This is a genomic window from Erythrobacter sp. (genome assembly GCF_035194505.1).
GTDB lineage: Bacteria > Pseudomonadota > Alphaproteobacteria > Sphingomonadales > Sphingomonadaceae > Erythrobacter.
The window spans coordinates 1,640,248-1,665,603 of record NZ_CP136573.1 but is presented as its reverse complement, the minus strand read 5'-3'; the positions used below and the strand labels follow the sequence as shown (position 1 = coordinate 1,665,603).

21 protein-coding genes and 1 pseudogene are annotated in these 25,356 nt (G+C 64.8%); 6 read left to right on the top strand and 16 right to left on the bottom strand.

Annotated elements, in window-relative coordinates:
• Positions 1-66: 66 nt before the first annotated feature.
• Together groL and groES are read right to left on the bottom strand one after the other, a co-directional pair.
• A complete protein-coding gene (gene groL, locus RSE14_RS08270) occupies positions 67-1,698 on the bottom strand; it encodes a chaperonin GroEL (RefSeq protein WP_324072623.1) in 1,632 nt (543 codons plus the stop codon).
• A 53-nt stretch (positions 1,699-1,751) separates the two neighbouring features.
• Positions 1,752-2,039 (bottom strand): co-chaperone GroES, encoded by a 288-nt coding sequence (gene groES, locus RSE14_RS08265; protein WP_324072621.1) that lies wholly within the window; start codon positions 2,037-2,039, stop codon positions 1,752-1,754.
• Between the two features lie 210 nt (positions 2,040-2,249).
• On the opposite strand from groES, the gene RSE14_RS08260 reads away from it, so the two are divergent.
• Positions 2,250-3,113, top strand: a complete 864-nt coding sequence (locus tag RSE14_RS08260; RefSeq protein ID WP_324072618.1) for a mechanosensitive ion channel family protein — start codon at positions 2,250-2,252, stop codon at positions 3,111-3,113.
• Here RSE14_RS08260 and RSE14_RS08255 read toward each other — a convergent pair.
• From RSE14_RS08255 to RSE14_RS08230, 7 genes and pseudogenes are all read right to left on the bottom strand, one after another.
• A complete protein-coding gene (locus tag RSE14_RS08255) occupies positions 3,110-4,504 on the bottom strand; it encodes an MATE family efflux transporter (RefSeq protein WP_324072617.1) in 1,395 nt (464 codons plus the stop codon). The genes RSE14_RS08260 and RSE14_RS08255 overlap by 4 nt on opposite strands.
• A 79-nt stretch (positions 4,505-4,583) precedes the next feature.
• A pseudogene (locus RSE14_RS14850) lies at positions 4,584-4,775 on the bottom strand (hypothetical protein); the annotation flags it as partial.
• A 263-nt stretch (positions 4,776-5,038) separates the two neighbouring features.
• The gene (rplL, locus tag RSE14_RS08250; RefSeq protein ID WP_324072614.1) at positions 5,039-5,410 is read right to left on the bottom strand and encodes a 50S ribosomal protein L7/L12; all 372 of its coding nucleotides are present in this window, start codon (positions 5,408-5,410) and stop codon (positions 5,039-5,041) included.
• Between the two features lie 68 nt (positions 5,411-5,478).
• On the bottom strand, positions 5,479-5,991 hold the full coding sequence (gene rplJ / locus RSE14_RS08245) for a 50S ribosomal protein L10 (protein ID WP_324072612.1): 513 nt from the start codon (positions 5,989-5,991) through the stop codon (positions 5,479-5,481).
• A 314-nt stretch (positions 5,992-6,305) separates the two neighbouring features.
• Positions 6,306-6,548, bottom strand: a complete 243-nt coding sequence (locus RSE14_RS08240; RefSeq protein ID WP_324072610.1) for a helix-turn-helix domain-containing protein — start codon at positions 6,546-6,548, stop codon at positions 6,306-6,308.
• Positions 6,548-7,102 carry a DUF2975 domain-containing protein gene (locus RSE14_RS08235; protein WP_324072608.1) on the bottom strand — a complete coding sequence of 185 codons (555 nt, stop codon included), beginning with the start codon at positions 7,100-7,102 and terminating at the stop codon, positions 6,548-6,550. Before RSE14_RS08235 ends, RSE14_RS08240 begins: the two co-directional genes overlap by 1 nt.
• A gap of 19 nt (positions 7,103-7,121) precedes the next feature.
• Positions 7,122-7,259, bottom strand: coding sequence for a hypothetical protein (locus RSE14_RS08230; RefSeq protein WP_324072606.1), 138 nt, complete (start codon positions 7,257-7,259; stop codon positions 7,122-7,124).
• Between the two features lie 425 nt (positions 7,260-7,684).
• Here RSE14_RS08230 and rpoB point away from each other — a divergent pair, with 425 nt between their 5' ends.
• From rpoB to gltX, 5 genes are all read left to right on the top strand, one after another.
• Positions 7,685-11,875 carry a DNA-directed RNA polymerase subunit beta gene (rpoB, locus tag RSE14_RS08225; RefSeq protein WP_324072604.1) on the top strand — a complete coding sequence of 1,397 codons (4,191 nt, stop codon included), beginning with the start codon at positions 7,685-7,687 and terminating at the stop codon, positions 11,873-11,875.
• Positions 11,872-12,273 (top strand): hypothetical protein, encoded by a 402-nt coding sequence (locus RSE14_RS08220; RefSeq protein ID WP_324072602.1) that lies wholly within the window; start codon positions 11,872-11,874, stop codon positions 12,271-12,273. Before rpoB ends, RSE14_RS08220 begins: the two co-directional genes overlap by 4 nt.
• Entirely contained in the window at positions 12,273-16,580 is a 4,308-nt protein-coding gene (gene rpoC, locus RSE14_RS08215) for a DNA-directed RNA polymerase subunit beta' (RefSeq protein WP_324072600.1), read from the top strand. The genes RSE14_RS08220 and rpoC overlap by 1 nt, the downstream gene beginning before the upstream one ends.
• A 162-nt stretch (positions 16,581-16,742) precedes the next feature.
• A complete protein-coding gene (locus RSE14_RS08210) occupies positions 16,743-17,201 on the top strand; it encodes a DNA-directed RNA polymerase subunit beta' (protein ID WP_324072598.1) in 459 nt (152 codons plus the stop codon).
• Positions 17,202-17,243: 42 nt separating this feature from the next.
• The gene (gene gltX, locus RSE14_RS08205; RefSeq protein ID WP_324072596.1) at positions 17,244-18,596 is read left to right on the top strand and encodes a glutamate--tRNA ligase; all 1,353 of its coding nucleotides are present in this window, start codon (positions 17,244-17,246) and stop codon (positions 18,594-18,596) included.
• Here gltX and RSE14_RS08200 read toward each other — a convergent pair.
• The 7 genes from RSE14_RS08200 to RSE14_RS08170 all read right to left on the bottom strand — a co-directional run bounded on the left by RSE14_RS08200 (position 18,593) and on the right by RSE14_RS08170 (position 25,278).
• The gene (locus RSE14_RS08200) at positions 18,593-18,928 is read right to left on the bottom strand and encodes a cytochrome c (RefSeq protein ID WP_324072594.1); all 336 of its coding nucleotides are present in this window, start codon (positions 18,926-18,928) and stop codon (positions 18,593-18,595) included. The genes gltX and RSE14_RS08200 overlap by 4 nt on opposite strands.
• A complete protein-coding gene (locus RSE14_RS08195) occupies positions 18,925-20,133 on the bottom strand; it encodes a molybdopterin-dependent oxidoreductase (protein WP_324072592.1) in 1,209 nt (402 codons plus the stop codon). Before RSE14_RS08195 ends, RSE14_RS08200 begins: the two co-directional genes overlap by 4 nt.
• A gap of 2 nt (positions 20,134-20,135) precedes the next feature.
• The gene (locus RSE14_RS08190) at positions 20,136-20,753 is read right to left on the bottom strand and encodes a 3,4-dihydroxy-2-butanone-4-phosphate synthase (RefSeq protein ID WP_324072590.1); all 618 of its coding nucleotides are present in this window, start codon (positions 20,751-20,753) and stop codon (positions 20,136-20,138) included.
• The gene (locus tag RSE14_RS08185) at positions 20,750-21,322 is read right to left on the bottom strand and encodes an NADPH-dependent FMN reductase (RefSeq protein WP_324072588.1); all 573 of its coding nucleotides are present in this window, start codon (positions 21,320-21,322) and stop codon (positions 20,750-20,752) included. Before RSE14_RS08185 ends, RSE14_RS08190 begins: the two co-directional genes overlap by 4 nt.
• The gene (locus tag RSE14_RS08180; protein ID WP_324072585.1) at positions 21,319-22,809 is read right to left on the bottom strand and encodes a glycerol-3-phosphate dehydrogenase; all 1,491 of its coding nucleotides are present in this window, start codon (positions 22,807-22,809) and stop codon (positions 21,319-21,321) included. Before RSE14_RS08180 ends, RSE14_RS08185 begins: the two co-directional genes overlap by 4 nt.
• Positions 22,806-23,891: a YeiH family protein gene (locus RSE14_RS08175; protein ID WP_324072582.1), complete on the bottom strand. Its 1,086-nt coding sequence runs from the start codon at positions 23,889-23,891 to the stop codon at positions 22,806-22,808. Before RSE14_RS08175 ends, RSE14_RS08180 begins: the two co-directional genes overlap by 4 nt.
• 124 nt (positions 23,892-24,015) lie before the next feature.
• A complete protein-coding gene (locus tag RSE14_RS08170) occupies positions 24,016-25,278 on the bottom strand; it encodes an MFS transporter (protein WP_324072580.1) in 1,263 nt (420 codons plus the stop codon).
• Positions 25,279-25,356 lie beyond the last annotated feature (78 nt).

Below are 25,356 nucleotides of genomic sequence, written 5' to 3'. Positions count from 1 at the left end.
GCCCCGCTGGCCGGCCTTTGGCGAGTGCGGAGCCAGCCTTGGCTGGCTCGCGCCCGCCCTAGCGGCTTAGAAGCCCATGCCGCCCATGTCGGGCATGGCGGGGGCGGCCGGCTTGTCGTCCGGACGTTCCACGATCGCCGCTTCGGTGGTGATCAGCAGGCCGGCGACCGAGGCCGCATCCTGCAGCGCGGTGCGAACGACCTTGGTCGGGTCGATCACGCCGGCCTTCACCAGGTTCTCGTAGGTGTCGGTGGCAGCGTTGAAGCCCTGCGTTTCGTCATTCTCGCGCAGCAGGTTGCCCGCAACCACCGCGCCATCGTGGCCGGCGTTCTGGGCGATCTGCTTGATCGGGGCGGTGATCGCCTTGCGGATGATGTCGATGCCGCGGGTCTGGTCTTCGTTCGCGCCCTTCAGGCCGTCGAGAGCCTTGGTGGCGTAGAGCAGCGCAGTGCCGCCGCCCGGAACGATGCCTTCTTCAACGGCAGCACGGGTTGCGTGGAGAGCGTCATCGACGCGGTCCTTGCGCTCCTTCACTTCGACTTCGGTCGCACCGCCAACCTTGATCACGGCCACACCGCCGGCGAGCTTGGCGAGACGCTCCTGGAGCTTCTCGCGGTCGTAATCGCTCGAGGTGTTGTCGATCTGGGTGCGGATCTCGGCGACGCGCGCCTTGATGTCGTCAGCTGACCCTGCGCCATCGACGATGGTAGTGTTGTCCTTGTCGATCGAGACCTTCTTGGCCTGGCCGAGCATGCCGACGGTGACGTTCTCGAGCTTGATGCCGAGGTCTTCCGAAATCATCTCGCCCTTGGTGAGGATCGCGATGTCCTGCAGCATCGCCTTGCGACGATCGCCGAAGCCCGGAGCCTTCACCGCTGCAACCTTGAGGCCGCCGCGCAGCTTGTTGACCACGAGGGTCGCCAGCGCTTCGCCTTCGATGTCTTCAGCGATGATGAGGAGCGGACGGCCCGACTGCACCACGGCTTCGAGGATCGGCAGCATCGACTGCAGGTTCGACAGCTTCTTCTCGTGGATCAGGATGTAGGGGTTATCCAGTTCCACGGTCATCTTGTCGGGGTTGGTGATGAAGTAGGGCGACAGGTAGCCGCGGTCGAACTGCATGCCTTCGACGACATCGAGTTCGAACTCGAGGCCCTTGGCTTCCTCGACGGTGATCACGCCTTCCTTGCCGACCTTTTCCATCGCCTGGGCGATCTTCTCGCCCACTTCGACGTCGCCGTTAGCCGAGATGATGCCGACCTGCGCGATTTCCGAGCTGTCCGACACGTCCTTCGAACGCGACTTCAGGTTCTCGACGACGGCGATCACGGCCTGATCGATGCCGCGCTTCAGGTCCATCGGGTTCATGCCGGCGGCGACCGACTTCATGCCTTCGGTGACGATCGCCTGGGCGAGCACGGTGGCGGTGGTGGTGCCGTCACCGGCAGCGTCATTCGCCTTCGAGGCCACTTCGCGCAGCATCTGCGCACCCATGTTCTCGTACTTGTCCTTGAGCTCGATTTCCTTGGCGACGCTCACACCGTCCTTGGTGATGCGCGGCGCGCCGAAGCTCTTGTCGATGACGACGTTGCGGCCCTTGGGTCCGAGGGTCACCTTGACGGCGTTGGCGAGGATATCGACGCCGCGCAGAATGCCTTCGCGGGCTTCGCGGCCGAACTTTACGTCCTTGGCTGCCATGATTGTTTCTCCTGAGATTGGGTTGGTATTGAAAAGCTAGGGGTTCGTTCGGCTCAGCCGACGATACCCATGATGTCGCTTTCCTTCATGATCAGCAGGTCTTCGCCTGCGATCTTGACTTCGGTGCCCGACCACTTGCCGAACAGCACGCGGTCACCGACCTTCACGTCGAGCGCGATGCGGTTGCCGCTGTCGTCACGGTTGCCTTCGCCGACGGCGATGACTTCGCCTTCGCTCGGCTTTTCCTGGGCGCTGTCGGGGATGATGATGCCGCCAGCGGTCTTCTGGTCGGCTTCGATACGACGGACCACGACGCGGTCGTGGAGCGGACGAAATGCCATGTGTATGACCTTTCCTGTGAGTGGATGAGTTGGCTTGGCACTCTCCTCTCGAGAGTGCCAACGCGCCGCATTTGGTCGTGGGGACGAAATGAATCAACCCCCGCGCGCGCAAAAAATTTTCGGCCCGGGCAGCGCGCGGCGGGGCGGGGTGGTCAGCCCCGGCGCGAGCGGGTATCCAGCCTCCCGCACATGCAAGGAGCCAAGTGCCTGATGTCTGCCCCCAAACTGCCGCCGAAAGTTCCCGCGCACCTCAATGACGAGATCAACTTCGCCGCCGAGGCCTGGGTGTGGCTGAAGGTCAACCTCGCCTTCCTGACCGGCGCGATTGCGGTGACAGTGATCGGCGTGGTGCTGGCCCGGCTGCTGTCGCGCTGGGCCGACCGCGCGCTGACCAGTTCCGACCGGATCGAGCCGACCGTCGCCAAGTTCCTCAGCAACATCATCAAGTATGCGCTGTGGGTGGTGGTGGCGATCACCGTGCTGACCCAGTTCGGGGTGCAGACCACCAGCATCATCGCGGCGCTGGGCGGGTTGGCGCTGGCGGTCGGCCTCGCCTTGCAGGGCACGCTCAGCAATGTCGCGGCGGGCGTGATGATCCTGATCCAGCGCCCGTTCCGGGTCGGCGAATACATCACCGCAGGCACCGTGGCAGGTTCGGTGCAGGCGATCGGCCTGTTCACCACCGAGATCCTCCAGCTCGACGGGCTTTACGTGATGGTTCCCAATAACGAGCTGTGGAACAAGCCGGTGGTCAACCATTCGCGCATGCCCACCCGGCGTTTCGAGCTGCTGGTGAACATCGGCTACGAGGATGATCTCAAGGCTGCGCGCGCGGCGATACTGGAACTGGCGAAGGCCGATCCGCGGGTGCTCGCCGATCCCGCACCGGTCGCCTTTGTCGCGGCGCTGGCGGAAAACTCCGTGCGGGTCGGCCTCAGGGTATGGTGCAAGACTGGCGATTATCTCGCGCTATCATGGGCATTGAATGAAGCGGTGAAGCTGAAGTTCGACACCCTCGGGATCACCATCCCGACCGGCGTGGCCGCCCCTCCTGGAGCCGCCGCGCCGCGTTAGGCCGGCAGTGCAGCCGTCAGCCCCAGCCGGTCGCGCCGCGCCCAGCGCCACAGCAATCCGCCTGCGGCAAAGAACAATCCGGTCGCAAGGCCGATCCACACGCCCGTGCCTTCGAGCGGGGTGAAGAAGCCCAATCCGATGGCAAGGCCGAAGCCGGGCACCCAGTAGCTGAAGATCGCGATCCACATCGGCACCTGCGTGTCCTGAAGCCCGCGCAGTGCCCCCGCGCCGACCGCCTGCACCCCGTCCGCCAGCTGGAAGATCGCGGCGAGGGTGAGATATTGCACCGCAAAGCCCACCAGCGCGGCATTGGCGGGCAGGGCGGGGTCGACATAGATTTGCAGCAACGCACTCGGCACCAGCATCATCGCCAGCGCGGTCGTGCTCATGAAACCGGTGCCGATCACCAGCGCCACCCAGCCTGCGCGGCCCGCTGCCTGCGCGTCGCCTGCGCCCATGTGATAGCCGACCCGGATGGTCGCCGCTTGCGCCGTTCCGAAAGGGATCTGGAAGGCGAGCGCCGCAAGATTTAGCGCGAGCGTATGGGCGGCCAGTTCTGTTTCGCCGATCCGCCCCATCAGCAGCGCCGCGCCGCTGAACAGTCCGGCCTCGGCCAGCACGGTCAGCGAAATCGGCGTGCCGATCACCATGATCTGCTTCAGGCGGTTCCATTCCGGCCGCCACCAGCGCCCGAAGATGCGATAGCGCCGCAGCTGGCGGTCGCTTCCGATCACCACCACATAGGCGACCAGCATCGCGATGGCCGTGATCACGCTCGACAGGGCCGAGCCCATCAGGCCGAGCGCAGGCAGGCCCAGATTGCCGAACACCAGCGTCCAGTTGCCGAGGATATTGGTGCAGAGCGCCAGCAGGGTGATCGCGGTCGCATAGCCGGGCTTGCCGAGCGCGGCGACGAAGATGCGGAACACGCCGGCAAGGATCATCGGGATCATCGCGAAGGCCAGCACGGCGAGGAATTCGCCCGCCATGGCCGCTATGGCCGCGTCCTGACCGCTCGCCAGCAGCAGCGCTTCGCCCGCGAAGGCCACGCCCATGCCGACGAGGCCGAACCCGACCGACACCCACATCCCCATCCGCACCGTGCGGCGGATATCGCGCACCGAATGGAGCCGCCGCCCGCGCTCGGCCGCGATCAGCGGGGCGCAGGCGCCGACAAGTCCGGTCATCGCCCACACCGTCAGACCGAAGATCGCAATCGCGAGGCTGGAGGCGGCCAGCGGCTCGTCACCCAGCCGGGCGATGAAGATCACGTCGACCGCATGGATCAGCATCTGCAGCAGATTGGTCGCCGCCAGCGGCACCGCGAGCGCGAGTGTCGCGCGGATTTCATGGCCCCAGCCGGGCGTCGATAGAGGGGTTGCGTGCTGCATGGTCGGATCCTGCCCGCCAGCGGCGAGCCGCCCGCCATAGGGGCAGGCAGGGGCAAGGGGAAGGGGGTGATCTGCCCCATTAGGGTGGTCCACCGGCTAAGTTAGAGTTCCGGCGGTTGTGGTCGCCCTGCTGGGCGGCCTGAAGCGGAGCGTAAGGCAGGCTAGCAGGGCGAGGCAAGATCGTTTGTGGGGCCGGCGGCTGGTATCCGAGCGATGAGTGCGGTCGGATGGCGTTGTACGTACGTTCCATCAAGACCAAAATCCGGGTTTCGCACCCCGTGCCGACTCTCCCGAAAGAGACTCGGCGACTCGGTCTTCAGAGCGACGGATGTTAGGCGTTATTGCCTAGGTGTAAAGCAACTTCGCAGTCAGATTTGGGGCTGTGTCCGTTTCATACAACGTTGCAAACCACGCATTAATCATGAACGGAGCGGCCATCCGGGCGGCTCGCGCTGCGGCATGGCGGACAGCAAAAAGGCGGCACCATCGCTGGCGCCGCCTTCTGTGTTTCGTCCGGTTGTCCGGGCGAGAAGCTTACTTGAGTTCGACGGTGCCGCCGGCTTCTTCGAGCTTCTTCTTGATGTCTTCGGCTTCGGCCTTGTTGACACCTTCCTTGACAGCCTTCGGGGCGCCTTCGACGAGGGCCTTGGCTTCGGTCAGGCCCAGGCCGGTGATGGCGCGGACTTCCTTGATGACCTGGATCTTCTTGCCGCCGTCGCCGGTCAGGATGACGTCGAATTCGGTCTGCTCTTCGACAGCTTCGGCAACAGCAGCCGGGCCGGCTGCAACCGCAACCGCAGCAGCGGCGCTGACGCCCCATGCTTCTTCGAGGGCCTTGGCGAGTTCAGCCGCCTCGAGGACGGTCAGCTTCGAAAGTTCTTCAACAAGCTTGGCAATATCGGCCATGATGGTTCACTCCAAATTGTGGCGGGGCAAATACGCCCCAGATAGTTTCGTCTGGCGAAAAACGTCTCTTAGGCTGCCTTGTCCGCGTAAGCGGCGAACACACGGGCGACCTTCGCAGCGGGTGCAGTAACGACCTGGGCGATCTTGGTCGCCGGGGCGTTGACCAGCCCGATGAGCTTGGCGCGCAGTTCGTCGAGGCTCGGCATCGAGGCAAGTGCCCGGACCCCGGCTTCGTCGAGAACGACCGAACCCATCGACCCGCCGACGATTTCGAGCTTGTCGTTCGTCTTGGCGAATTCGACAGCAGCCTTGGCGGCTGCGACCGGGTCAGTCGACCAGGCCAGCCCGACCGGGCCAGTGAGCATGTCACTGAGCCCGACATAGTCGGTGTTTTCGAGGGCGAGATTGGCGAGACGGTTCTTCGCAACCTTGTAGGTGGCGCCAGCATCGCGCATCTTTCCGCGCAGGGCGGTGGACTGGGCCACCGTCATGCCGAGGTTGCGGGTGACGACCACCACGCTGACCTCGCTGAAGACCGCATTGAGCTGGGCAACCGTGTCGGCTTTCTGCGAACGATCCATGCCATACTCCTTCACATATGATCGCGCGGGAAATGGCTCCCCCGGGCGACCGGCTACATTTGTCCATGCCGAGGCCGAAGCTCCGAACACGGGCGAGTCCGTCGAAAGGGAAGGAGGGTGTGCCTGTCAGCACGGCCGCGGCTGCCATGCATGATGGCGGCCGGGTTAAATCTCGTTTCCCCGTCTAGGCTGGAGATTAAGACCGGCATATTCCGGTCACCAACTGTCTCGGACGGATGGCCGACAAAGCACGAGGCCCGCCGGTCGGGGCGGGCCTCTAGGCGATCAGGCACAAGAGTCAAGCAATTTGGGGGTCAGGCTTGCTCGGTCCGGTAGGCCAGCAGATCGCCCGGCTGGCAGTCCAGTTCGCGGCAGATCGCCGCGAGGGTGGAGAAGCGGATCGCCTTGGCCTTGCCTGTCTTGAGGATCGACAGGTTGGCAAGCGTCAGCCCCACCCGGTCGGCCAGTTCGGTCAGCGTCATGCGGCGGGCGTAGAGCAGGTCGTCGAGCTTGACCATGATGCGGGCTCCTTCGAGGTCGTCGTTGATGGGGGGCATCACACGGTTCCTTCCAGATCTTCGCGCATCTCGGCGCCATGGCGGAACACCCGGGCGAGGATGAACAGGATGATGACGAGCAGGATGCCGCTGAGGTCGAACCCGCTGTCGATGGCGATGTTGGCATCTTCGCCGACGCGTTCTGCAAACCGGGCCAGCTCGATCGCGAAAGGCGCGGCAGCAAGCGCCAGACCATGCACGCCGAGGATCAGCCACGCCATCAGGCTCAACCTTTCGGCATTGGCCGGAACGAAAGGATCGCCCTCGCCGACGGTGTTGATGATCGCACGCAGCCGCCCGAAGAAGATAAACAGCGCCGTGACGATCCCGAAGCCGATCAGCATCACACTGAAGATCGGGAACAGCGGCAGCACGACATCGGCATAGGCCTTGTCGGCCAGCAATTCGGCCTGGATGCTGTCGTGTCCGACGGCAAGGCCCACGGCGGCGATCAGCAGCGCAATCGCGCCGAGCGCCATGGCGCCCTGCATGAAGATCGCGATGACCTTGCCTGCGAGCAGAAGCAAGTCGGTGGTTCTGTCGGGTCTGGACATGTCGAGGTTCCCTTTGGTGTCAGGCGAGCGAGGGCAGGCCGAGTGCGGTCGGCGTGGCGGCTTGGGCCAGCGGCACGGTCACGATTGCGCCGATCGATGCGAAGGTCAGCACCAGCGCGGCGCAGGCGGCAAGAGCGGTGTTGGTAAGGCTGGTCATATCGTTTTCCTTTCGGCGACACATCGTGATTCGATAAAACCTCTCTAATCCGATTCGCGGCTTATCGTCAATCAATAATATTGAAAAACGATATTGCCCGCGTTGTTTTGCGGTAAGTGGCCCTGCCTCTCCGGTGCGGCTGCTTGCGCGGCGTTGACAGCCTGTGGTGGGGAACCTATCAGCGCCGCTCTCGCTCGCTTCGAGCAAGGCTGATTCTGCGCGGGAACCGGCCTAGGAATGGAAGCGGCGACAAGCCAATTTCGCGACGCATGATGTGATGCTGCTGCCAGCACCGCCCTGAGGGCGCTGTGGGCACGCGGCATTTGTGCGTTCGATCCGGCTGATTTTTCTCGCGTGACGCATGCGATATTTTTCCGTCCGCGCGAGCCAACCCGCGCGGCCCAATTGAAGAGGCCCGATCTTCCATGGCAACCAAGGCGAAGCCGCCCGTCACCCGCAGCCGCAAGGCGCAAGGGACCGCGAAGAAGCGCATCCGCAAGATCTTCGGTGACATTCACGAAGTCGTGCAGATGCCGAACCTGATCGAGGTTCAGCGCGAAAGCTACGAGCAGTTCCTGCGTTCGGACAAGGCCACGGGCTATGTCTCGGGCCTCGAAAAGACCCTGCGCTCGGTCTTCCCGATCCGCGATTTCGCCGGCACGGCCGAGCTCGATTTCGTCCATTACGAACTCGAAGAGCCCAAGTACGACACCACCGAGTGCCGTCAGCGCGGCATCACCTATGCCGCTCCGATGAAGGTGACGCTGCGCCTCATCGTGTTCGAGGTCGACACCGAGACTGAAACCCGCTCCGTGCTCGATATCAAGGAGCAGGACGTGTACATGGGCGACATGCCGCTCATGACCGAGAACGGCACCTTCATCATCAACGGCACCGAGCGTGTGATCGTCTCGCAGATGCACCGTTCGCCGGGCGTTCTGTTCGATCATGACCGCGGCAAGACCCATTCGTCGGGCAAGCTGCTGTTCGCTGCGCGCGTCATTCCCTACCGCGGTTCGTGGCTCGATTTCGAATTCGACGCGAAGGACATTGTCAACGTCCGTATCGACCGCAAGCGCAAGCTGCCGGTCACCGCGCTGCTCTATTCGCTCGGCCTCGATGCCGAGGACATCCTCCACCACTTCTACAACACCGTGGTGTGGGAACGCGCCAAGGACGGCTGGAAGATCCCGTTCGTGGCCGAGCAATGGCGCGGCGCCAAGCCGACCTTCGCTCTGGTCGATGCTGCCACCGGCGAGGAAGTCTTCCCGGCCGGCACCAAGATTTCCCCGCGCGCTGCCAACAAGGCCGCCAAGGACGGCCTGGCTGAACTGCTGCTGCCGACCGAGGAAGTCGTCAGCCGCTATGCCGCCGCCGACATGATCGACGAGAGCACGGGCCGCATCTACATCGAAGCCGGTGACGAGTTGACGGTTGAGCACATCGAAACGCTCGACAAGGCCGGGATCGACCGCCTGCCGCTGCTCGACATCGACGAGATCAACACCGGTCCGTGGATCCGCAACACCCTCAAGGCCGACAAGGCCGAGAACCGCGACGAGGGTCTGGAAGCGATCTACAAGGTCATGCGTCCGGGCGAACCGCCGACGAAGGAAACCGCCGAGGCGCTGTTCGAAGGCCTGTTCTTCGATGCCGAACGCTATGACCTCTCGGCCGTGGGCCGCGTGAAGCTCAACATGCGTCTGGGCCTCGAGTGCGAAGACACCATCACCACGCTGCGCAAGGAAGACATCCTCGCGGTGGTGAAGGAGCTCGTCAGCCTCAAGGACGGCAAGGGCGAAGTCGACGACATCGACAACCTCGGCAACCGCCGCGTGCGTTCGGTGGGCGAGCTGCTGGAAAACCAGTACCGCGTCGGCCTGCTGCGCATGGAGCGCGCCGTGAAGGAGCGCATGAGCTCGGTCGACGTCAGCACGGTGATGCCGAACGACCTCATCAACGCCAAGCCTGCTGTGGCCGCGGTGCGCGAGTTCTTCGGCTCCTCGCAGCTCTCGCAGTTCATGGACCAGACCAATCCGCTCTCGGAAGTCACCCACAAGCGCCGCGTCTCGGCGCTCGGGCCGGGCGGTCTCACCCGTGAGCGCGCCGGCTTCGAAGTCCGCGACGTTCACCCGACGCACTATGGCCGCATCTGCCCGATCGAAACGCCGGAAGGCCCGAACATCGGTCTGATCAACAGCCTCGCGTCGTTCAGCCGCGTCAACAAGTACGGCTTCATCGAAACCCCGTACCGCAAGGTCATCGACGGCAAGGTCACCGGCGACGTGATCTACCTGTCGGCGATGGAAGAGCAGAAGCACACCGTCGCGCAGGCTTCGGCCGAGCTGACGGAAGACGGCTCCTTCGTGGAAGAACTGGTGTCGGCGCGTCACAACGGCGACAACCTGATGGCGCCGCGTGAACAGATCACGCTGATGGACGTCAGCCCCAAGCAGCTCGTCTCAGTTGCGGCCTCGCTCATTCCGTTCCTGGAAAACGACGACGCCAACCGCGCGCTGATGGGCTCGAACATGCAGCGTCAGGCCGTGCCGCTCGTGAAGGCGGAAGCACCCTGGGTCGGCACTGGCATGGAAGAAACCGTGGCGCGCGATTCGGGCGCTGCGATCGCGGCCAAGCGCGGCGGGATCGTCGATCAGGTCGATGCGACCCGTATCGTGATCCGTGCGATCGGCGATGTCGAACCCGGCCAGTCGGGCGTCGACATCTACACGCTGCAGAAGTTCCAGCGTTCGAACCAGAACACCTGCATCAACCAGCGTCCGCTGGTGAAGGTGGGCGACGTGATCGAACAGGGCGACATCATCGCTGACGGCCCCTCGACCGATCTGGGCGAGCTGGCGCTGGGCAAGAACAGCCTCGTCGCGTTCATGCCGTGGAATGGCTACAACTACGAAGACTCGATCCTGATCAGCGAACGCATCGTGAAGGACGACGTCTTCACCTCGATCCACATCGAGGAGTTCGAAGTCATGGCCCGCGACACCAAGCTCGGGCCGGAAGACATCACCCGCGACATCCCGAACGTCGGCGAGGAAGCCCTGCGCAACCTCGACGAGGCGGGCATCGTCTATATCGGTGCCGAAGTGCACCCGGGCGACATTCTGGTCGGCAAGATCACCCCCAAGGGTGAATCGCCGATGACGCCTGAAGAAAAGCTGCTGCGCGCCATCTTCGGCGAAAAGGCGAGCGACGTGCGTGACACCTCGCTGCGTCTGCCCCCGGGCGTGGCCGGCACCATCGTCGAGGTCCGGGTGTTCAACCGCCACGGGATCGAGATCGATGACCGTACCCGTGCGATCCAGAACGAGGAAATCGAACGCCTCCGCAAGGACGCCGCGGACGAGCGCAACATCCTCAACCGTGCGACCTACAACCGCCTCAAGGACATGCTGATCGGCCAGACCGCTTCGGCTGCGCCCAAGGGGCTGAAGAAGGGCATCGAGATCACCGAGGAAATCCTCGATGAAGTCGATCGCCACGAATGGTTCAAGTTCGCGGTCGCCGATGATGGCCGTCAGGCCCAGATCGAAGCGGTGAAGTCGCAGTACGACGAAGCCGTCGGTCTGATCGATGCCAAGTTCCATGACCGCAAGGAAAAGCTCGAGCGCGGTGACGAACTCGCCCCGGGCGTGCTCAAGATGGTCAAGGTCTTCGTCGCGGTGAAGCGCAAGCTGCAGCCGGGCGACAAGATGGCCGGCCGTCACGGGAACAAGGGTGTCATCAGCCGCATTCTGCCGGCCGAAGACATGCCGTTCCTTGAAGACGGGACCCCGGTTGACCTCGTGCTCAACCCGCTGGGCGTGCCTTCGCGCATGAACGTCGGTCAGATCTTCGAAACGCACCTCGGCTTTGCCGCCCGTGCGCTTGGTCACGAGATCAAGCACAAGCTGGAGGAGTGGCGCGCTGCCAATCCGAATGCTGCCGAAGATTTCGCCGGTATCCAGCCGCCCGCCGCGGTGATCGAGCGTCTGAAGGACGTCTATGGCGAGCAGTACCACGAAGACATCGACAGCCGCTCGACGGTCGAGATCGTGGAACTGGCCGGCAACCTTTCGGCTGGCGTGCCGATGGGGACCCCGGTGTTCGACGGCGCGCGTGAAGCCGATGTGTCGGACATGCTGATCAAGGCGGGGATCGACTCTTCGGGTCAGTCCACGCTCTATGACGGCCGCACCGGCGAGGCGTTCGACCGCAAGGTGACCGTGGGCATCATCTACATGCTGAAGCTCCACCACTTGGTCGACGACAAGATCCACGCGCGTTCGATCGGCCCCTACTCGCTCGTCACCCAGCAGCCGCTGGGCGGCAAGGCGCAGTTCGGCGGCCAGCGCTTCGGGGAAATGGAAGTCTGGGCGCTCCAGGCCTACGGTGCCGCCTATACCTTGCAGGAAATGCTGACGGTGAAGTCCGACGACGTTGTCGGCCGCACCAAGGTCTACGAAGCGATCGTCAAGGGCGACGACACCTTCGAAGCCGGCATTCCGGAGAGCTTCAACGTGCTCGTCAAGGAAATGCGCAGCCTCGGCCTCAACGTCGAATTGAAGTCGCTGAGCGATGAAGATGACGACGGGGAGATGCTGGAGGCAGCCGAATGATGCGCAAGGCGCTGATGGCCGCCGGGTTCACGGGGATGGCGCTGGTCGCCACCCCGTCGAGCGCTGCGGATAAGGGCGTCGAGACGGTTTATCGCAGTGCCCTGGAATGCCGGGTTGCTGCGGACAGCGTGTTGATGACCCTGACCCGTCAGGAAGCGACGAATGAAGAACAAGCCAAGGCGATCGAGACCGTCAAAGGGACCGAGAGCTTTTATCGCAGGCTGACCCTGATGTCGGGCCGCCAGCTGGGCAAGCGTGATCCCATGATCGGCATGGACTACGCGCAACTCCAGCTTGCAGTGGCCCAGTCCATCCTGACCAAGCCCAATGCGATGGCTGACATGGTGAGCAGGACCAAGACCTGCGGCGATGCAATTTCCGAGGCGGAGAAAGCCTAATGAACGACCTGACCAAATTCACCAACCAGCTGGCGAAGCCCGAAACCTTCGACCAGATCCAGATCGGCATCGCCAGCCCCGAGCGCATCCGCTCGTGGTCCTATGGCGAGATCAAGAAGCCCGAGACGATCAACTACCGCACGTTCAAGCCCGAGCGTGACGGCCTGTTCTGCGCACGCATCTTCGGCCCGGTGAAGGACTACGAGTGCCTGTGCGGCAAGTACAAGCGCATGAAGTACAAGGGCGTCGTCTGCGAAAAGTGCGGCGTCGAAGTCACCGTGACCAAGGTCCGTCGCGAGCGCATGGGCCACATCGAACTGGCCGCGCCGGTCGCGCACATCTGGTTCCTGAAGTCGCTGCCCTCGCGCATCGGCCTGCTGCTCGACATGCAGCTGAAGCAGCTCGAGCGCATCCTCTACTTTGAAAGCTACGTGGTGATCGAGCCGGGCCTGACCCCGCTCGAGAAGTACCAGCTGCTGACCGAAGACGAGCTCCTCGAAGCGCAGGACGAATATGGCGAAGACGCCTTCACCGCCAATATCGGCGCTGAAGCCGTGCAGGTGATGCTCGCCGAACTCGATCTCGAAGCCGAGCGCGATGCGCTGATGGACGAGCTCGCCACCACCAAGTCGGCATTGAAGCCCAAGAAGATCATCAAGCGCCTCAAGGTCGTCGAGAGCTTCATCGAATCCGGCAACCGCCCGGAGTGGATGATCCTCGAAGTGATCCCGGTCATCCCGCCCGAACTGCGCCCGCTGGTGCCGCTCGATGGTGGCCGTTTCGCGACCTCGGATCTCAACGATCTCTACCGCCGCGTCATCAACCGCAACAACCGCCTGAAGCGCCTCATTGAACTGCGCGCGCCGGACATTATCGTGCGCAACGAAAAGCGCATGCTGCAGGAAGCGGTTGACGCCCTGTTCGACAACGGCCGCCGTGGCCGCGTCATCACCGGCGCCAACAAGCGTCCGCTGAAGTCGCTGTCCGACATGCTCAAGGGCAAGCAGGGTCGCTTCCGCCAGAACCTGCTCGGCAAGCGCGTCGACTATTCGGGCCGTTCCGTGATCGTGACCGGTCCGGAACTGAAGCTGCACCAGTGCGGCCTGCCCAAGAAGATGGCGCTCGAACTGTTCAAGCCGTTCATCTACGCCCGCCTCGACGCCAAGGGTCTCTCGATGACCCTTAAGCAGGCCAAGAAGTGGGTCGAGAAGGAACGCAAGGAAGTCTGGGACATCCTTGACGAGGTGATCCGCGAGCACCCGGTTCTGCTGAACCGCGCGCCGACGCTGCACCGTCTCGGCATCCAGGCATTCGAGCCTGTGCTGATCGAAGGCAAGGCGATCCAGCTTCACCCGCTGGTCTGCTCGGCCTTCAACGCCGACTTCGACGGTGACCAGATGGCGGTCCACGTGCCGCTGTCGCTCGAAGCGCAGCTCGAAGCGCGCGTGCTGATGATGTCGACCAACAACATCCTCTCGCCCGCCAACGGCAAGCCGATCATCGTGCCCTCGCAGGACATGGTTCTGGGGATCTACTACCTCTCGATGGAGCGGCAGGAGAAGCACCCCGAGTTCATCGAGGAAGCCGACGGCACCAAGATCGAGAAGCTGCCGCGCTTTGCCGACATGGCCGAAGTGCACCAGGCGATCGAAACCAAGGCGGTCACGCTCCACACCCGCATCATCGCCCGCGTCCCGCAGGCCGATGAAGAGGGCAAGGTGGTGATGAAGCGCTTTGTCACGACCCCGGGCCGCATGCTGATCGGCGAATGTCTGCCGAAGAACCACAAGGTTCCCTTCGACATCATCAACCGCCTGCTCACCAAGCGCGAAATCGGTGACGTGATCGATCAGGTCTATCGCCACACCGGCCAGAAGGACACCGTGCTGTTCGCCGACGCCATCATGGCGCTTGGCTTCCGTCACGCGTTCAAGGCCGGCATCAGCTTCGGCAAGGATGACATGATCATCCCCGATGCCAAGGTGAAGCTGGTTGACGAGACCAAGGAACTGGTTGCCGGTTACGAGCAGCAGTACCAGGACGGTCTCATCACCCAGCAGGAAAAGTACAACAAGGTGATCGACGCTTGGTCGAAGTGCGGTGACATGGTCGCCGACGCGATGATGGCCGAGATTAAGGCGCAGCCGATCGATGCCGAGACGGGCAAGGAAGCCCAGATCAACTCGATCTACATGATGAGCCACTCGGGTGCCCGTGGTAGCCCGGCGCAGATGAAGCAGCTCGCCGGGATGCGCGGCCTGATGGCCAAGCCTTCGGGCGAGATCATCGAGACCCCGATCATTTCGAACTTCAAGGAAGGTCTGACCGTTCTTGAATACTTCAACTCGACCCACGGCGCCCGCAAGGGCCTCGCGGACACCGCGCTGAAGACCGCGAACTCGGGTTACCTGACCCGCCGTCTGGTCGACGTGTCGCAGGACTGCGTCATCGTCGAGGAAGATTGCGGCACCCAGAACGCGCTCGAAATGCGCGCGATCGTGCAGGGTGGTTCGGTGATTGCCTCGCTCGGCGAGCGCATTCTCGGCCGCACCGTGGCCGAGGACATCATCAACGCCGCCACCGGCGAAGTGATCGTCCCCTCGGGCACGCTGCTCGACGAGGCGATGGTGAAGGAAATCGAGGCGGCTGAAGTGCAGTCGGCCAAGATCCGTTCGCCGCTGATCTGCGAGGCCGAACAGGGCGTCTGCGCGACCTGCTACGGCCGCGATCTCGCCCGCGGGACTCCGGTCAACATCGGTGAAGCTGTCGGCGTCATCGCCGCGCAGTCGATCGGTGAGCCCGGCACCCAGCTGACGATGCGGACCTTCCACATCGGCGGCGCGGCGCAGCTCAACGAAACCTCGCACCTCGAAGCGATTTCGGAAGGCCGCATCGAATATCGCGAGATGCAGACCATCTCCGACAAGATGGGCCGCATCCTCAGCCTGTCGCGCAGCGGCGAGCTGGCGGTGATCGACGCCGAAGGGCGCGAGCGCGAAATGCACAAGGTGCCCTATGGTACGGTGATCAAGTTCAAGGACGGCGATCACGTGAAGATCGGCGATCGTCTGGCCGAGTGGGATCCGTTCACTCTGCCGATCATCACCGAACAGTCGGGTGTGGTGAAGTATCAGGATCTGATCGAGGGCATCACGCTCGAAGAGCAGATGGATGATGCCACCGGTATCGCCCAGCGTGTGGTTACCGAGAACCGCGCCACCGGCCGCAAGAAGAAGGAAGATCTGCGTCCGCGCCTCACCCTGCTGGGTGAAGCGGGCGGGGAAACCGAAGCGGCGCGCTACATGCTCGCTGCCGGCACCACCCTGTCGGTGACGGATGGGCAGACGGTTGAAGCGGGCGACATTCTTGCCCGTGCGAGCCGTGAAGCCGCCAAGACCCGCGACATCACCGGCGGTCTGCCGCGCGTGGCCGAATTGTTCGAGGCGCGTCTGCCGAAGGACAATGCGATCATCGCCAAGATCTCCGGCCGGATCGAATTCGTTCGCGAATACAAGGCCAAGCGCAAGATCGCGATCATCCCCGAGGAGGGTGAAGCCGTCGAGTACCTGATCCCCAAGACCAAGGTGATCGACGTGCAGGAAGGCGACTACGTGAAGAAGGGTGACACCCTGATTTCCGGCTCGCCCAACCCGCACGACATCCTCGAGGTGATGGGCGTCGAAGCGCTGGCCGAATATCTCGTCAACGAGATCCAGGAAGTCTACCGCTTGCAGGGCGTGAAGATCAACGACAAGCACATCGAGGTGATCGTTCGCCAGATGCTGCAGAAGGTCGAGATCACCGACGGCGGGGACACCACCCTGCTGCCGGGCGAGCAGGTCGATCTGGCCGAGATGCTGGAGATCAACGGCAAGCTGGCCAAGGGCAAGCAGCCCGCGGAAGGCAAGCCGGTGCTGCTCGGCATCACCAAGGCGTCGCTGCAGACCCGCAGCTTCATCTCGGCGGCTTCGTTCCAGGAAACCACCCGCGTGCTGACGCAGGCGGCGGTTGAAGGGAAGAAGGACACCCTGATCGGTCTCAAGGAGAACGTGATCGTCGGCCGTCTCATCCCTGCCGGTACCGGTGCGGGCATGAACCGTCTGCGCGTCACCGCCAACAGCCGCGATGCGGCGCTGAAGGCGGCCTGGAAGAAGCAGCAGGAAACCCTCTCGGCGACCGGCCAGCGCGAAGTCGAACCGGCCGCAGATGCGATCGGCTCGGAAGAAGCGATGAAGGCCGCGATGGCTGCCATGGCCGCTTCGGCGCCTGCCGCTGATGTCGAGATCGAGGACGACGGCGAGGAATAAGCCCCGCGCCTTCGCACTCGTGCGAAACATCGAAAGCCCCGCCGGAGTTCGCGCTCCGGCGGGGTTTTTCTTTGGGTAGGCCGTAAGGAACGCTATTGCAAATCACTCGCAATAATGGCAGAGAGAGATCGTCATTCCGGCTCTCCCGATTTGCGAGGTTCCATGTCCCAGCGTCCCCAGCCCACCTCCGCCACCGCCGCCACCGCCGCCGCCGCGCAGGTCATTGCCGCGCTTGCCGCGCCGCCGCGGATCGACACGCTCGGGCCGGTGGCGGCGCGCTTTGTCCACGCCCTGCGGCTGATCGCGCTGCACGAGAAGGTGGGACGCGATCCGGTGCCGGAGCTTTCGGTGCGCCTCGGCGGGGTGGAGCTTGCTGCCAAGGCGCTGATCCTCTCCCATGCGATTGCCGCAAGCTGGCCCGAAAACATCCATGTCTCGCGCTTCTGCTGCCGCCTGCTCAGCCATGACGAGGCCACGATCGGCGCCTTTGTCGATGCGGCGGCGCGGAGCGACCGCAGCGGCTTTGAAGCGGCCCTCGCGGGGCTTGTCCGGCCCGAGCGGATGCACCGGCTGTGGGAGGGCGCGCTGGCACTGGTCGCTGCCGAACTGCGCGCGGTGTGAGGCGCTTGCGGGCGGGCGCGGAGGCCTCTACCGCTCGCCACCATGACCAAGATCACCCGCTTCGCCCCTTCGCCGACCGGCCGGCTGCATGTCGGCAATATCCGCACCGCGCTCCACAACTGGATGCTGGCGCGGCAAAGCGGCGGGCGCTTCATCCTGCGCATCGACGACACTGACGCCGAGCGCAGCCGCGAGGAATATGTCGACGCGATCCGCAGCGATCTCACCTGGCTCGGCCTTGGCTGGAACGCCGAGGAGCGCCAGTCGCACCGCCTTGCGCGCTACGAGGCGGCCTTTGATGCGCTGAAGGCAGCGGGGCGGATCTATCCCTGCTATGAAACCGCGCAGGAACTGGAAGTGAAGCGCAAGATCGCTTTGGGGCGCGGTCTGCCGCCGATCTATGATCGTGCCGCTCTCAAGCTGAGCGATGCTGACCACGCCGCCAAGCAGGCCGAGGGCATTGCGCCGCATTGGCGCTTCCTGCTCGATCATGCCGAGCCGATCACCTGGGAAGACGGCATTCGCGGAACCCAGAAGTTCGACGCCGCCCAGCTGTCCGATCCTGTCATCCGCCGGGCGGACGGCTCGTGGCTTTACATGATGCCGAGCGCGGTCGACGATATCGACATGGGCATCACACAAGTGCTGCGCGGCGAGGACCACGTTTCCAACACTGCCGTTCAAATTCAAATCTTTACCGCACTTTTTGCTGCGGACTTTGCTGCAGCAAAATCGCTCCCCGCCTTCGCGCATGAAGCACTGCTGGTGGGCCGTGAGGGCAAGCTTTCCAAGCGCCTGGGATCGCTCGGCTGCGATGCTTTCCGCGAGCGCGGGATCGAGCCCGAAGCGATTGTCGCGCTGCTGGCGCGGCTCGGCACCTCGCAGCCCGTCGAGCCGATTGCCGACCGCCCGGCGCTGGTCGCAAGCTTCGATCTCGGCACCTTTGGACGCGCTCCGGCGAAGTTCGATGACGAGGATCTCGACCGGCTCAATGCCGCGATTGTCCACCAACTGCCCTTCGAGGCGGTGCAGGCGCGCCTGCCGGAAGGAATGGACGCGGCCGGATGGCATGCGATCCGCCCGAACCTTGCCCATATCGGCGAAGCGGCAGAATGGTGGCGGCTGGTGACGGGGCCGATTACCCAGCCGGACTTCACCGATGAAGACCGCGCTTTTCTCGCCGATGCCGCCGCACATCTCGTCTGGGGCGATAATCCCTGGGGCATGCTCACGACGGCGCTCAAGGATGCCACGGGCCGCAAGGGGCGCGCACTGTTCCTGCCGCTGCGGCAGGCGCTCACCGGCATGGACCACGGCCCCGACATGGGCGAATTGCTGCCCCTGATCGGCGAGGCAGAAGCCCGCGCACGATTGGAGCGGGCAGCGAACGCCTAGGGCGCAGTCTCTTCGTTGCGCGCAGCCTGCATCGCCACCATGTAATCGACGATCTCAGGGATCGCCGCTTCATCCACCGGTGCCTTGTAGAGCGTGATCATCTTGCCCACGATCGATTCCCACTTTGCGCGCGGGACCGTGGGCTGTTGCAGCATCGTCGAAGGCGAATGGCAGGCGGTGCAATTGGCAAGCACCGCATCGCGACCAGGGCCTTCGGGCAGATCGACCGGATCGGTGGGCAGGGTGATCGACGCGTCAGCGAAAGTCACTTCCGGCGCGCGCTCGCAGCCGCTTAGCAGCAGCAGCGCGGGGATGATGGCGGCGGCTCTCATTGTGCCCTCAGGGTGATGCGTTCGATCACGTTGCGGGCATAGCCCGAAGGGTTCCAGACCAACGCGTCAGGCTGCACCGCGCCCTTCGCATTGGCAGCGCGCACGCCGATCTCCGTCAGATCGCCGGAGACCTGCGGCAGGCTCACCGACCAGAGGCGGAAGGCATAGGGGCCTTCATCGGGGCCAAGCTCGCAGGGGATAGACCAGCCTTGTCCGACCAGATCGACGCGCTCCAGCGCCGCGTCTCCCCCCATCGCGATGCCTTCCAGCACCAGCGGCTTGCCCTTTGCCACCACCGCGCCATCGGCATGGCTGGTGATGAAGGCGCGTGGGCCCATGGCTGTGATGGGAACGGTGGGGAAGTCCTTGGCTTCAGGCGTGATCGGCTGCGCGGGCATGCGGTAGGAATCGGCGACGTAATAGCTGTCGTCCTCGCCGCTCAGCACTTCGATGGTGGCGAGCATCTTCACCCAATAGGTGGAGAACCACCCCGGCACGACAATCCGCAGCGGGAAGCCGTGGAGGATCGAGAGCGGCTCGTCATTCATGGCCCAGGCTACCAGCACATCATCGCGCATGGCGATGTCCATCGGCACTGACTTGATGAATTGCGGCGCGCCGTCCGTCATCGGCACATCGAGCCCGGCAAAGCGCACCCGCTTTGCGCCTTGCGCGGTGCCGCCCGCGAGCGCGAGCACATCCTTGAGGCGCACGCCGGTCCACTTCGCGCAGCCCATCGCCCCGTTGCCCCACTGGGTGCCGGTGACACGGGGTTCGCTGAGGCCGCGGCCATTGCCCGCGCACTGGTTGATCGCGACGACCGAGACAGTCTCGCCCGCCGCCGCGATCTGGTCGAGCGTCAGGGAGACCGCCTTCTTGACCGCCCCGCCGATGGCAACGCGGTGATCGGCCGCCTTCACTTCGCTCGGCATCTCCCAGTTCCAGCGCACGAAGAAGCGATCATTGGGCGTGATCACGCCTTCGCGGAACACCTCCATCGGGGTTTCCAGCAAGGGCGGACGGATGCGCTGGACGATCATCGGCCCCTTGCCGGGGAAGGCGGGGTCCATCGGTCTGAGGCTCGGCCCGCCGGGCAGGCCCAGATCAACCAGCTTTTGCGCAAGCAGCGGTGCAGCCAGGGCGGCGCCGCCTGCCCCTGCGATCATCGCGCGGCGGCTCAGCCTGCCCTTTGCGCCTTCGCTCATGTTCAGGCCCTTTCCATCTGCCGCCGCTCGGTCAGCGCGCCGATATCCGCGATGGCGAGGCCATGGGTCTGCACCAGATCGCCGATATCGTCGAGCCGCGCCATTTCGCCATCATCGCGCATGATCGAACAGATCACCGCTGCATCGCCTGCGCCTGCCAGCCGGACCAGATCGATCGAGGCCTCGCAGGCCGAGGGGCGGGCCAGTACGCCATTGTCCTGCGCAATCAGCGGGAAGACATGGCCGGGCGAATGGATGTCGGCCGCGCTCGCACCCGGCGCAATCGCGACCTGCACCGTATGGGCGCGGTCGGCTGCCGAGATGCCGGTCGACACGCCGCTGGCCGCTTCGATGGAGCGGGCAAAGGGCCGACCGGTCTGGCGCTCGGTGCCCGGATTGACGAGGCTGAGGCCGAGTTGATCCGCGCGCGCCTGGGGAATCGCAAGGCAGATCAGTCCGCGGCCATGGGTTGCCATGAAGTTGATCGCCTCGGGCGTCACGCGGCTTGCAGCGATCATGAAATCAATATCGCCGCCGCGCAGCCGGTCCCCCGAAATCACCACGATCCGGCCAGCGGCAACCGCGGCCAGCGCGGAGTCGAGATCGGCCGCGCTGCTCACGCCAACCCCCTTCCTGCGGCAAAGCTCTTGGCGCCCAGCACCACCTGCTTGCCGACCAGTTCGAGCTGCCCGCGCGCGCGCTCGTCAAGACATTCGCCATCGGGCGAGAACAGCCCGCGATAAGTGCGAATCGTCGCCCCCATCGGGGTCGGCCAGCCGCGCAGGGCATGGGTGATGGCGCGCATCGTCAGCAGAGTCGACATCGAGGCCTGATCGCCGAACGCGGTGGCAATCAGCCCGACCGCGCGGCCATCGAGATAGGGGCGCTCATCGCGCGCGAGGTCTTCGAGATAGTCGAGCGCGTTCTTGACGACGCCCGAGATCGTGCCGTGGTAGCCGGGGGCGGCGATCAGCAGGCCATCGGCCTCGCGCACTGCCGCGATCATTTCCGCGCCCATCGAGGCATCGTGCCCCGGGCCGAGGTAATGCGGCAGACCGGTGAGATATTCGCCGCCGAACACCGTCACCTCGGCGCCGTCGGCCTCGGCAATGCTGGCGGCGAGGCGCAAGGCCTGCTCGGTCGAGCTGCCGGGATTGACCGTGCCGCCGAGGGCTACGATTCGGGTCATGCGGGGATTGTCCTTTCCAAGAGAAAAGCTTGAAGGCGCAGCGCCTGTTCGGGGGTGAAGTGCAGGCCCAGCTTGGTGCGCCGCCACAGGATGTCGTCGGCACTGCGCGCCCATTCGGCCTGCACGAGGTAATCGACTTCGGCTGCGGTGAGGCCATGGCCGAATTGCTCGCCCAGTTCGGCAAGGCTCCCAGCATCGCCGAGCATGGCGAAAGCACGGGTGCCATAAAGCCGGATCAGGCGGTGCGCCTCGCGCGGGGGCAGGAAGGGGTAGCGGGCCGCAAGCTGCGCCACCTTCGCCTCCGCCTCCGTCATCCCGAAGTCGCCGCCGGGCAGAGCTGCCTTGCCGGTCCAGTCGCCGCCTTTGAGGCTGGGGAGGAAGGGCGCGAGCTGCTCGACGGCTTCGGCGGCAAGGTGCCGGTAGGTGGTGATCTTGCCGCCGAACACGGACAGGAGCGGGGCTTCGTCCGGCCCGCCGTCGATTTCGAAGCGATAGCCGCGCGTCGCCGCCTCGGGCTTGCCCGATCCGTCATCCACCAGCGGGCGCACGCCGGAATAGGTCCACACCACGTCAGTCGGCGTCACGGGTGTGCGGAAATATTCCGAGGCTCCGGCGCACAGATAGACGATCTCTTCCGCGCTCGCCTTCACTTCATCAAGGCCGGCGGTGTGATCGACATCGGTGGTGCCGATCAGGGTGAAGTCCTGCTCGTAGGGAATGGCAAAGAAGATGCGCCCGTCAGGCAGCTGGAAGAAATAGGCGAAGTCGTGATCGAACAGCTTCTTCACGACGATATGCGATCCGCGCACCAGCCGCATTTTCTGTGCCGACGGCTCGCCAGCGCGGCCCAGCAGATCGAGCACGCGCGGGCCAGCCGCATTGACGATCGCGCGCGCGGTGAAGGTCTCGCCGCCCGCCGCGATGCGCCAGTGATCGCCCTCGCGGGCGAGGGAGGTCACTTCGCAGCGGGTGCGCACCTCCGCCCCGCGATCGGCAGCATCGCGGGCGTTCAGAACCACCAGCCGCGCATCGTCCACCCAGCCATCGGAATAGGCGAAGGCGCGGGTGAACGCGGGCTTCAGCGGCGCGCCTGCCGGGTGGCTCGCCAGCGTCACGCTTTGGGCAGCGGGCAGATATTTGCGCCCGCCGATATGATCATAGAGGAACAGGCCGAGCCGCAGCAGCCAGCGCGGGCGCAGGCCGGGGCGGTGCGGCAGGATGAAGCGCAGCGGCCAGATGATGTGCGGGGCAATGCCCCACAGCACCTCGCGCTCGCTCAAGGCCTCGCGCACCAAAGCGAACTCGTAGTGCTCCAGATAGCGCAAGCCGCCGTGGATCAGCTTGGTGGAGTTGGACGAAGTGCCTTCCGCCAGATCGCCGCGTTCGAGCAGCAGCACTTTCGCCCCGCGTCCGGCAGCGTCACGCGCGATCCCCGCGCCGTTCACGCCGCCGCCGATCACGGCGAGATCGAACAGGTCCGCACTCATATCGCCCACCGCGCAAAGGCCAGCGCCACGCCGAGCGAGGCGATGGTCGCCGCGAGCACGGGCATGACCGAGCGCCAGCCCAGTTCCAGCAGCAGATCGGTGCGGGTGCGCATCGCGGTGGCGGTGACGGCGAGCAGCAGCAGCGTCTTGGACAGGGTCAATGCGTGTTCGGCAAATGCGGCGGGCAGGGTGACGAGCGAGTTCAACACCACCAGCCCGAGGAACACGAGGATGAAGCGGGGCAGTAGCGGCACCCGCCCTGCCGCATCGTCGGCTTCGACCGGCTGGACCTGCGCGATCCACAAGGCCGCCAGCGTCACCAGCGGCGCGAGCAGCGCCACCCGCGTCAGCTTGACGACAGTCGCCTGCGCGCCGGCAGCATCGGACACGGCAAAGCCCGCGCCGATGGCCTGCGCCACATCATGGATCGACGCGCCGACCAGAAAGCCGGCCTGCGCATCGCTGAAGCCGAGCATCTGGGTGAGCGGGGGATAGACCACCAGCGCAATCGCGCTCGCCGTGGCAAGGCTCACCAGCGTCAGCGTGAACTGCGCCTGCTCGATCCGCTCGCGTCCGATCACGCCGTAGAGCGCCAGCGCCGCCGAAGCGCCGCAGATCGCGGTCGACCCGCCCGCCAGCAGGCCTGCCGCAGGGCTCTGCCCGGTTACGCGGGCGGCCAGCAGCGCCGCCACCAGCGCCGCCGACATCACCAGTGCGAGGCCTGCAAAGGGCACCAGCCCCATTGCGGTAATCTCCATCACCGTCACCTGAAAGCCGAGCAGCATGATCCCTGCGCGCAATCCGTGGCGCGAGGTCGCATCGAGCCCCTCATGGGTGCGCGGGTCGCCAGCGGCAAAGCCCATCGCGAGGCCCAGCAGCAGCCCGGCCAGAATGATCGGCACCCCGTAATTCTGGGCCAGCCACGCGCCCGCCGCACTGGCAATGGCGCAGATCGCAAGGCCCGGGACAAAGCGCGATAGCGGCTTGCGTTCGGCCGGCGCAGGGGCCGGCTCTGCCAGCATCATCTCGCCGTAGAGATCGCCCGCATAGGCATCGAAATCGGGGCGTTTGGCGCGCTTCATCGGGGTTCTGCCTTGCCCATGGTGCTAGCGGTTTGTCCCTGTTGCGCGATGTCTGTCACGCGTTCTGTCTCCCGGTGTCACAAGCCTATCGCACCTGCCCCGTCAAGGCAACCGCCAGCATGGCTCAGACAGGCGCGCGCAGATCGCTTTCGTCGCGGCGGATGGTCGGGATCAGCCACTGAAACCACGCCAGCGCGACCAGATAGGAACTGGCGGCAAAGATGAACAGCGGCACGAAGCCCAGCCCCGCATCGAGCACGCGGCCGGTGATCAGGCTGATGCCCACCCCGCCCATATTGCCCATGAAGGCGCCGAACGCAGTCACCCGCCCGACCTTCGCGCCCGGCACGACATCGGTGATGGTCGAGAAGATCGAGAGCGAGAAGCCCTGATGCCCCGCCATCACCACGCCGATCATCACCGCGACCGGCCAGAAGGAGTTAAGCTGCAACACCAGCGGCAGCGGCGCGACCAGCAGGGCCGAGACCAGCATCACGCTCTTGCGCACGCGGTTGGGGCTCCATCCGGCTTCGAGCAACCGGGTCGAGGCCCAGCCCGCCAGCAGCGCGCCAAGGCCCGATCCCGCAAAGGCGATCGCCAGCGGCACCGCCAGCTCCAGCGTCGAAAGCCCGAATTCCTTGCGGTAATAATCGGCCAGCCAGAAATTGATGAACCACCAGGTCATGTCGGACAGCGCCTTGGCCCCGACAATCCCCCAGGTCATGCGGTTCAGCAGGATCGGGCCATAGCCCGCGCCATCCGCGCCCGCCGCGGGGGCATCGGCCACCCCGCGCTCGTTCAGCGAGGCGATCCCGCGCGCCAGCCACATCCACGCGAACAGTGACAGGAACCCGCCGATCCCGCCTGCCACCAGCGCCCCGCGCCAACCCACCGCCAGCGCCAGCGCCGGGATGACAAAGGGCATCGCGATCGTCCCCGCCCCTGCCAGCATCGTCGCAAAACCGAAGGCGAAGCTGCGCTTGTCGGGCGGGAACAGGGTGGCGACGGTCTTGATCGTGAGCGGGGTCTGCACCGCCTCGGTCACGCCAAGGCCCATGCGCGCGCCCACCACCTGCCAGGTCGAATAGGCCCAGCCATGCGCCATCGCCGCCAGCGACCAGGCTGACGCGCCGACCTGCATCGAGCGGTTGACCCCGAGCCGGTCCACCAGCCAGCCGGTGAACAGGAAGGCAAAGGCCGCCGAAAACTGGGTGACCGCAGCCAGATCGCCGAAGTCGCTGTCCGTCCAGTTGAACGCCGCCATCATGTCGGGCTTGAGGATGGCGATGATCGGCCGGTCCATCGCGTTGAACACGCCTGCGATGCACAGCACGGTGAACAGCGACCAGCGCAGCCGGTTCGACAGGGCAGGGTGAGTGGCGGCCATCACGGGTTCCTAGAAGGCATGGACGGGGCAGGGCAAGCTGGCCCCCTTATGGCAGGGGCCGCCGGATTGCTCCGGCGG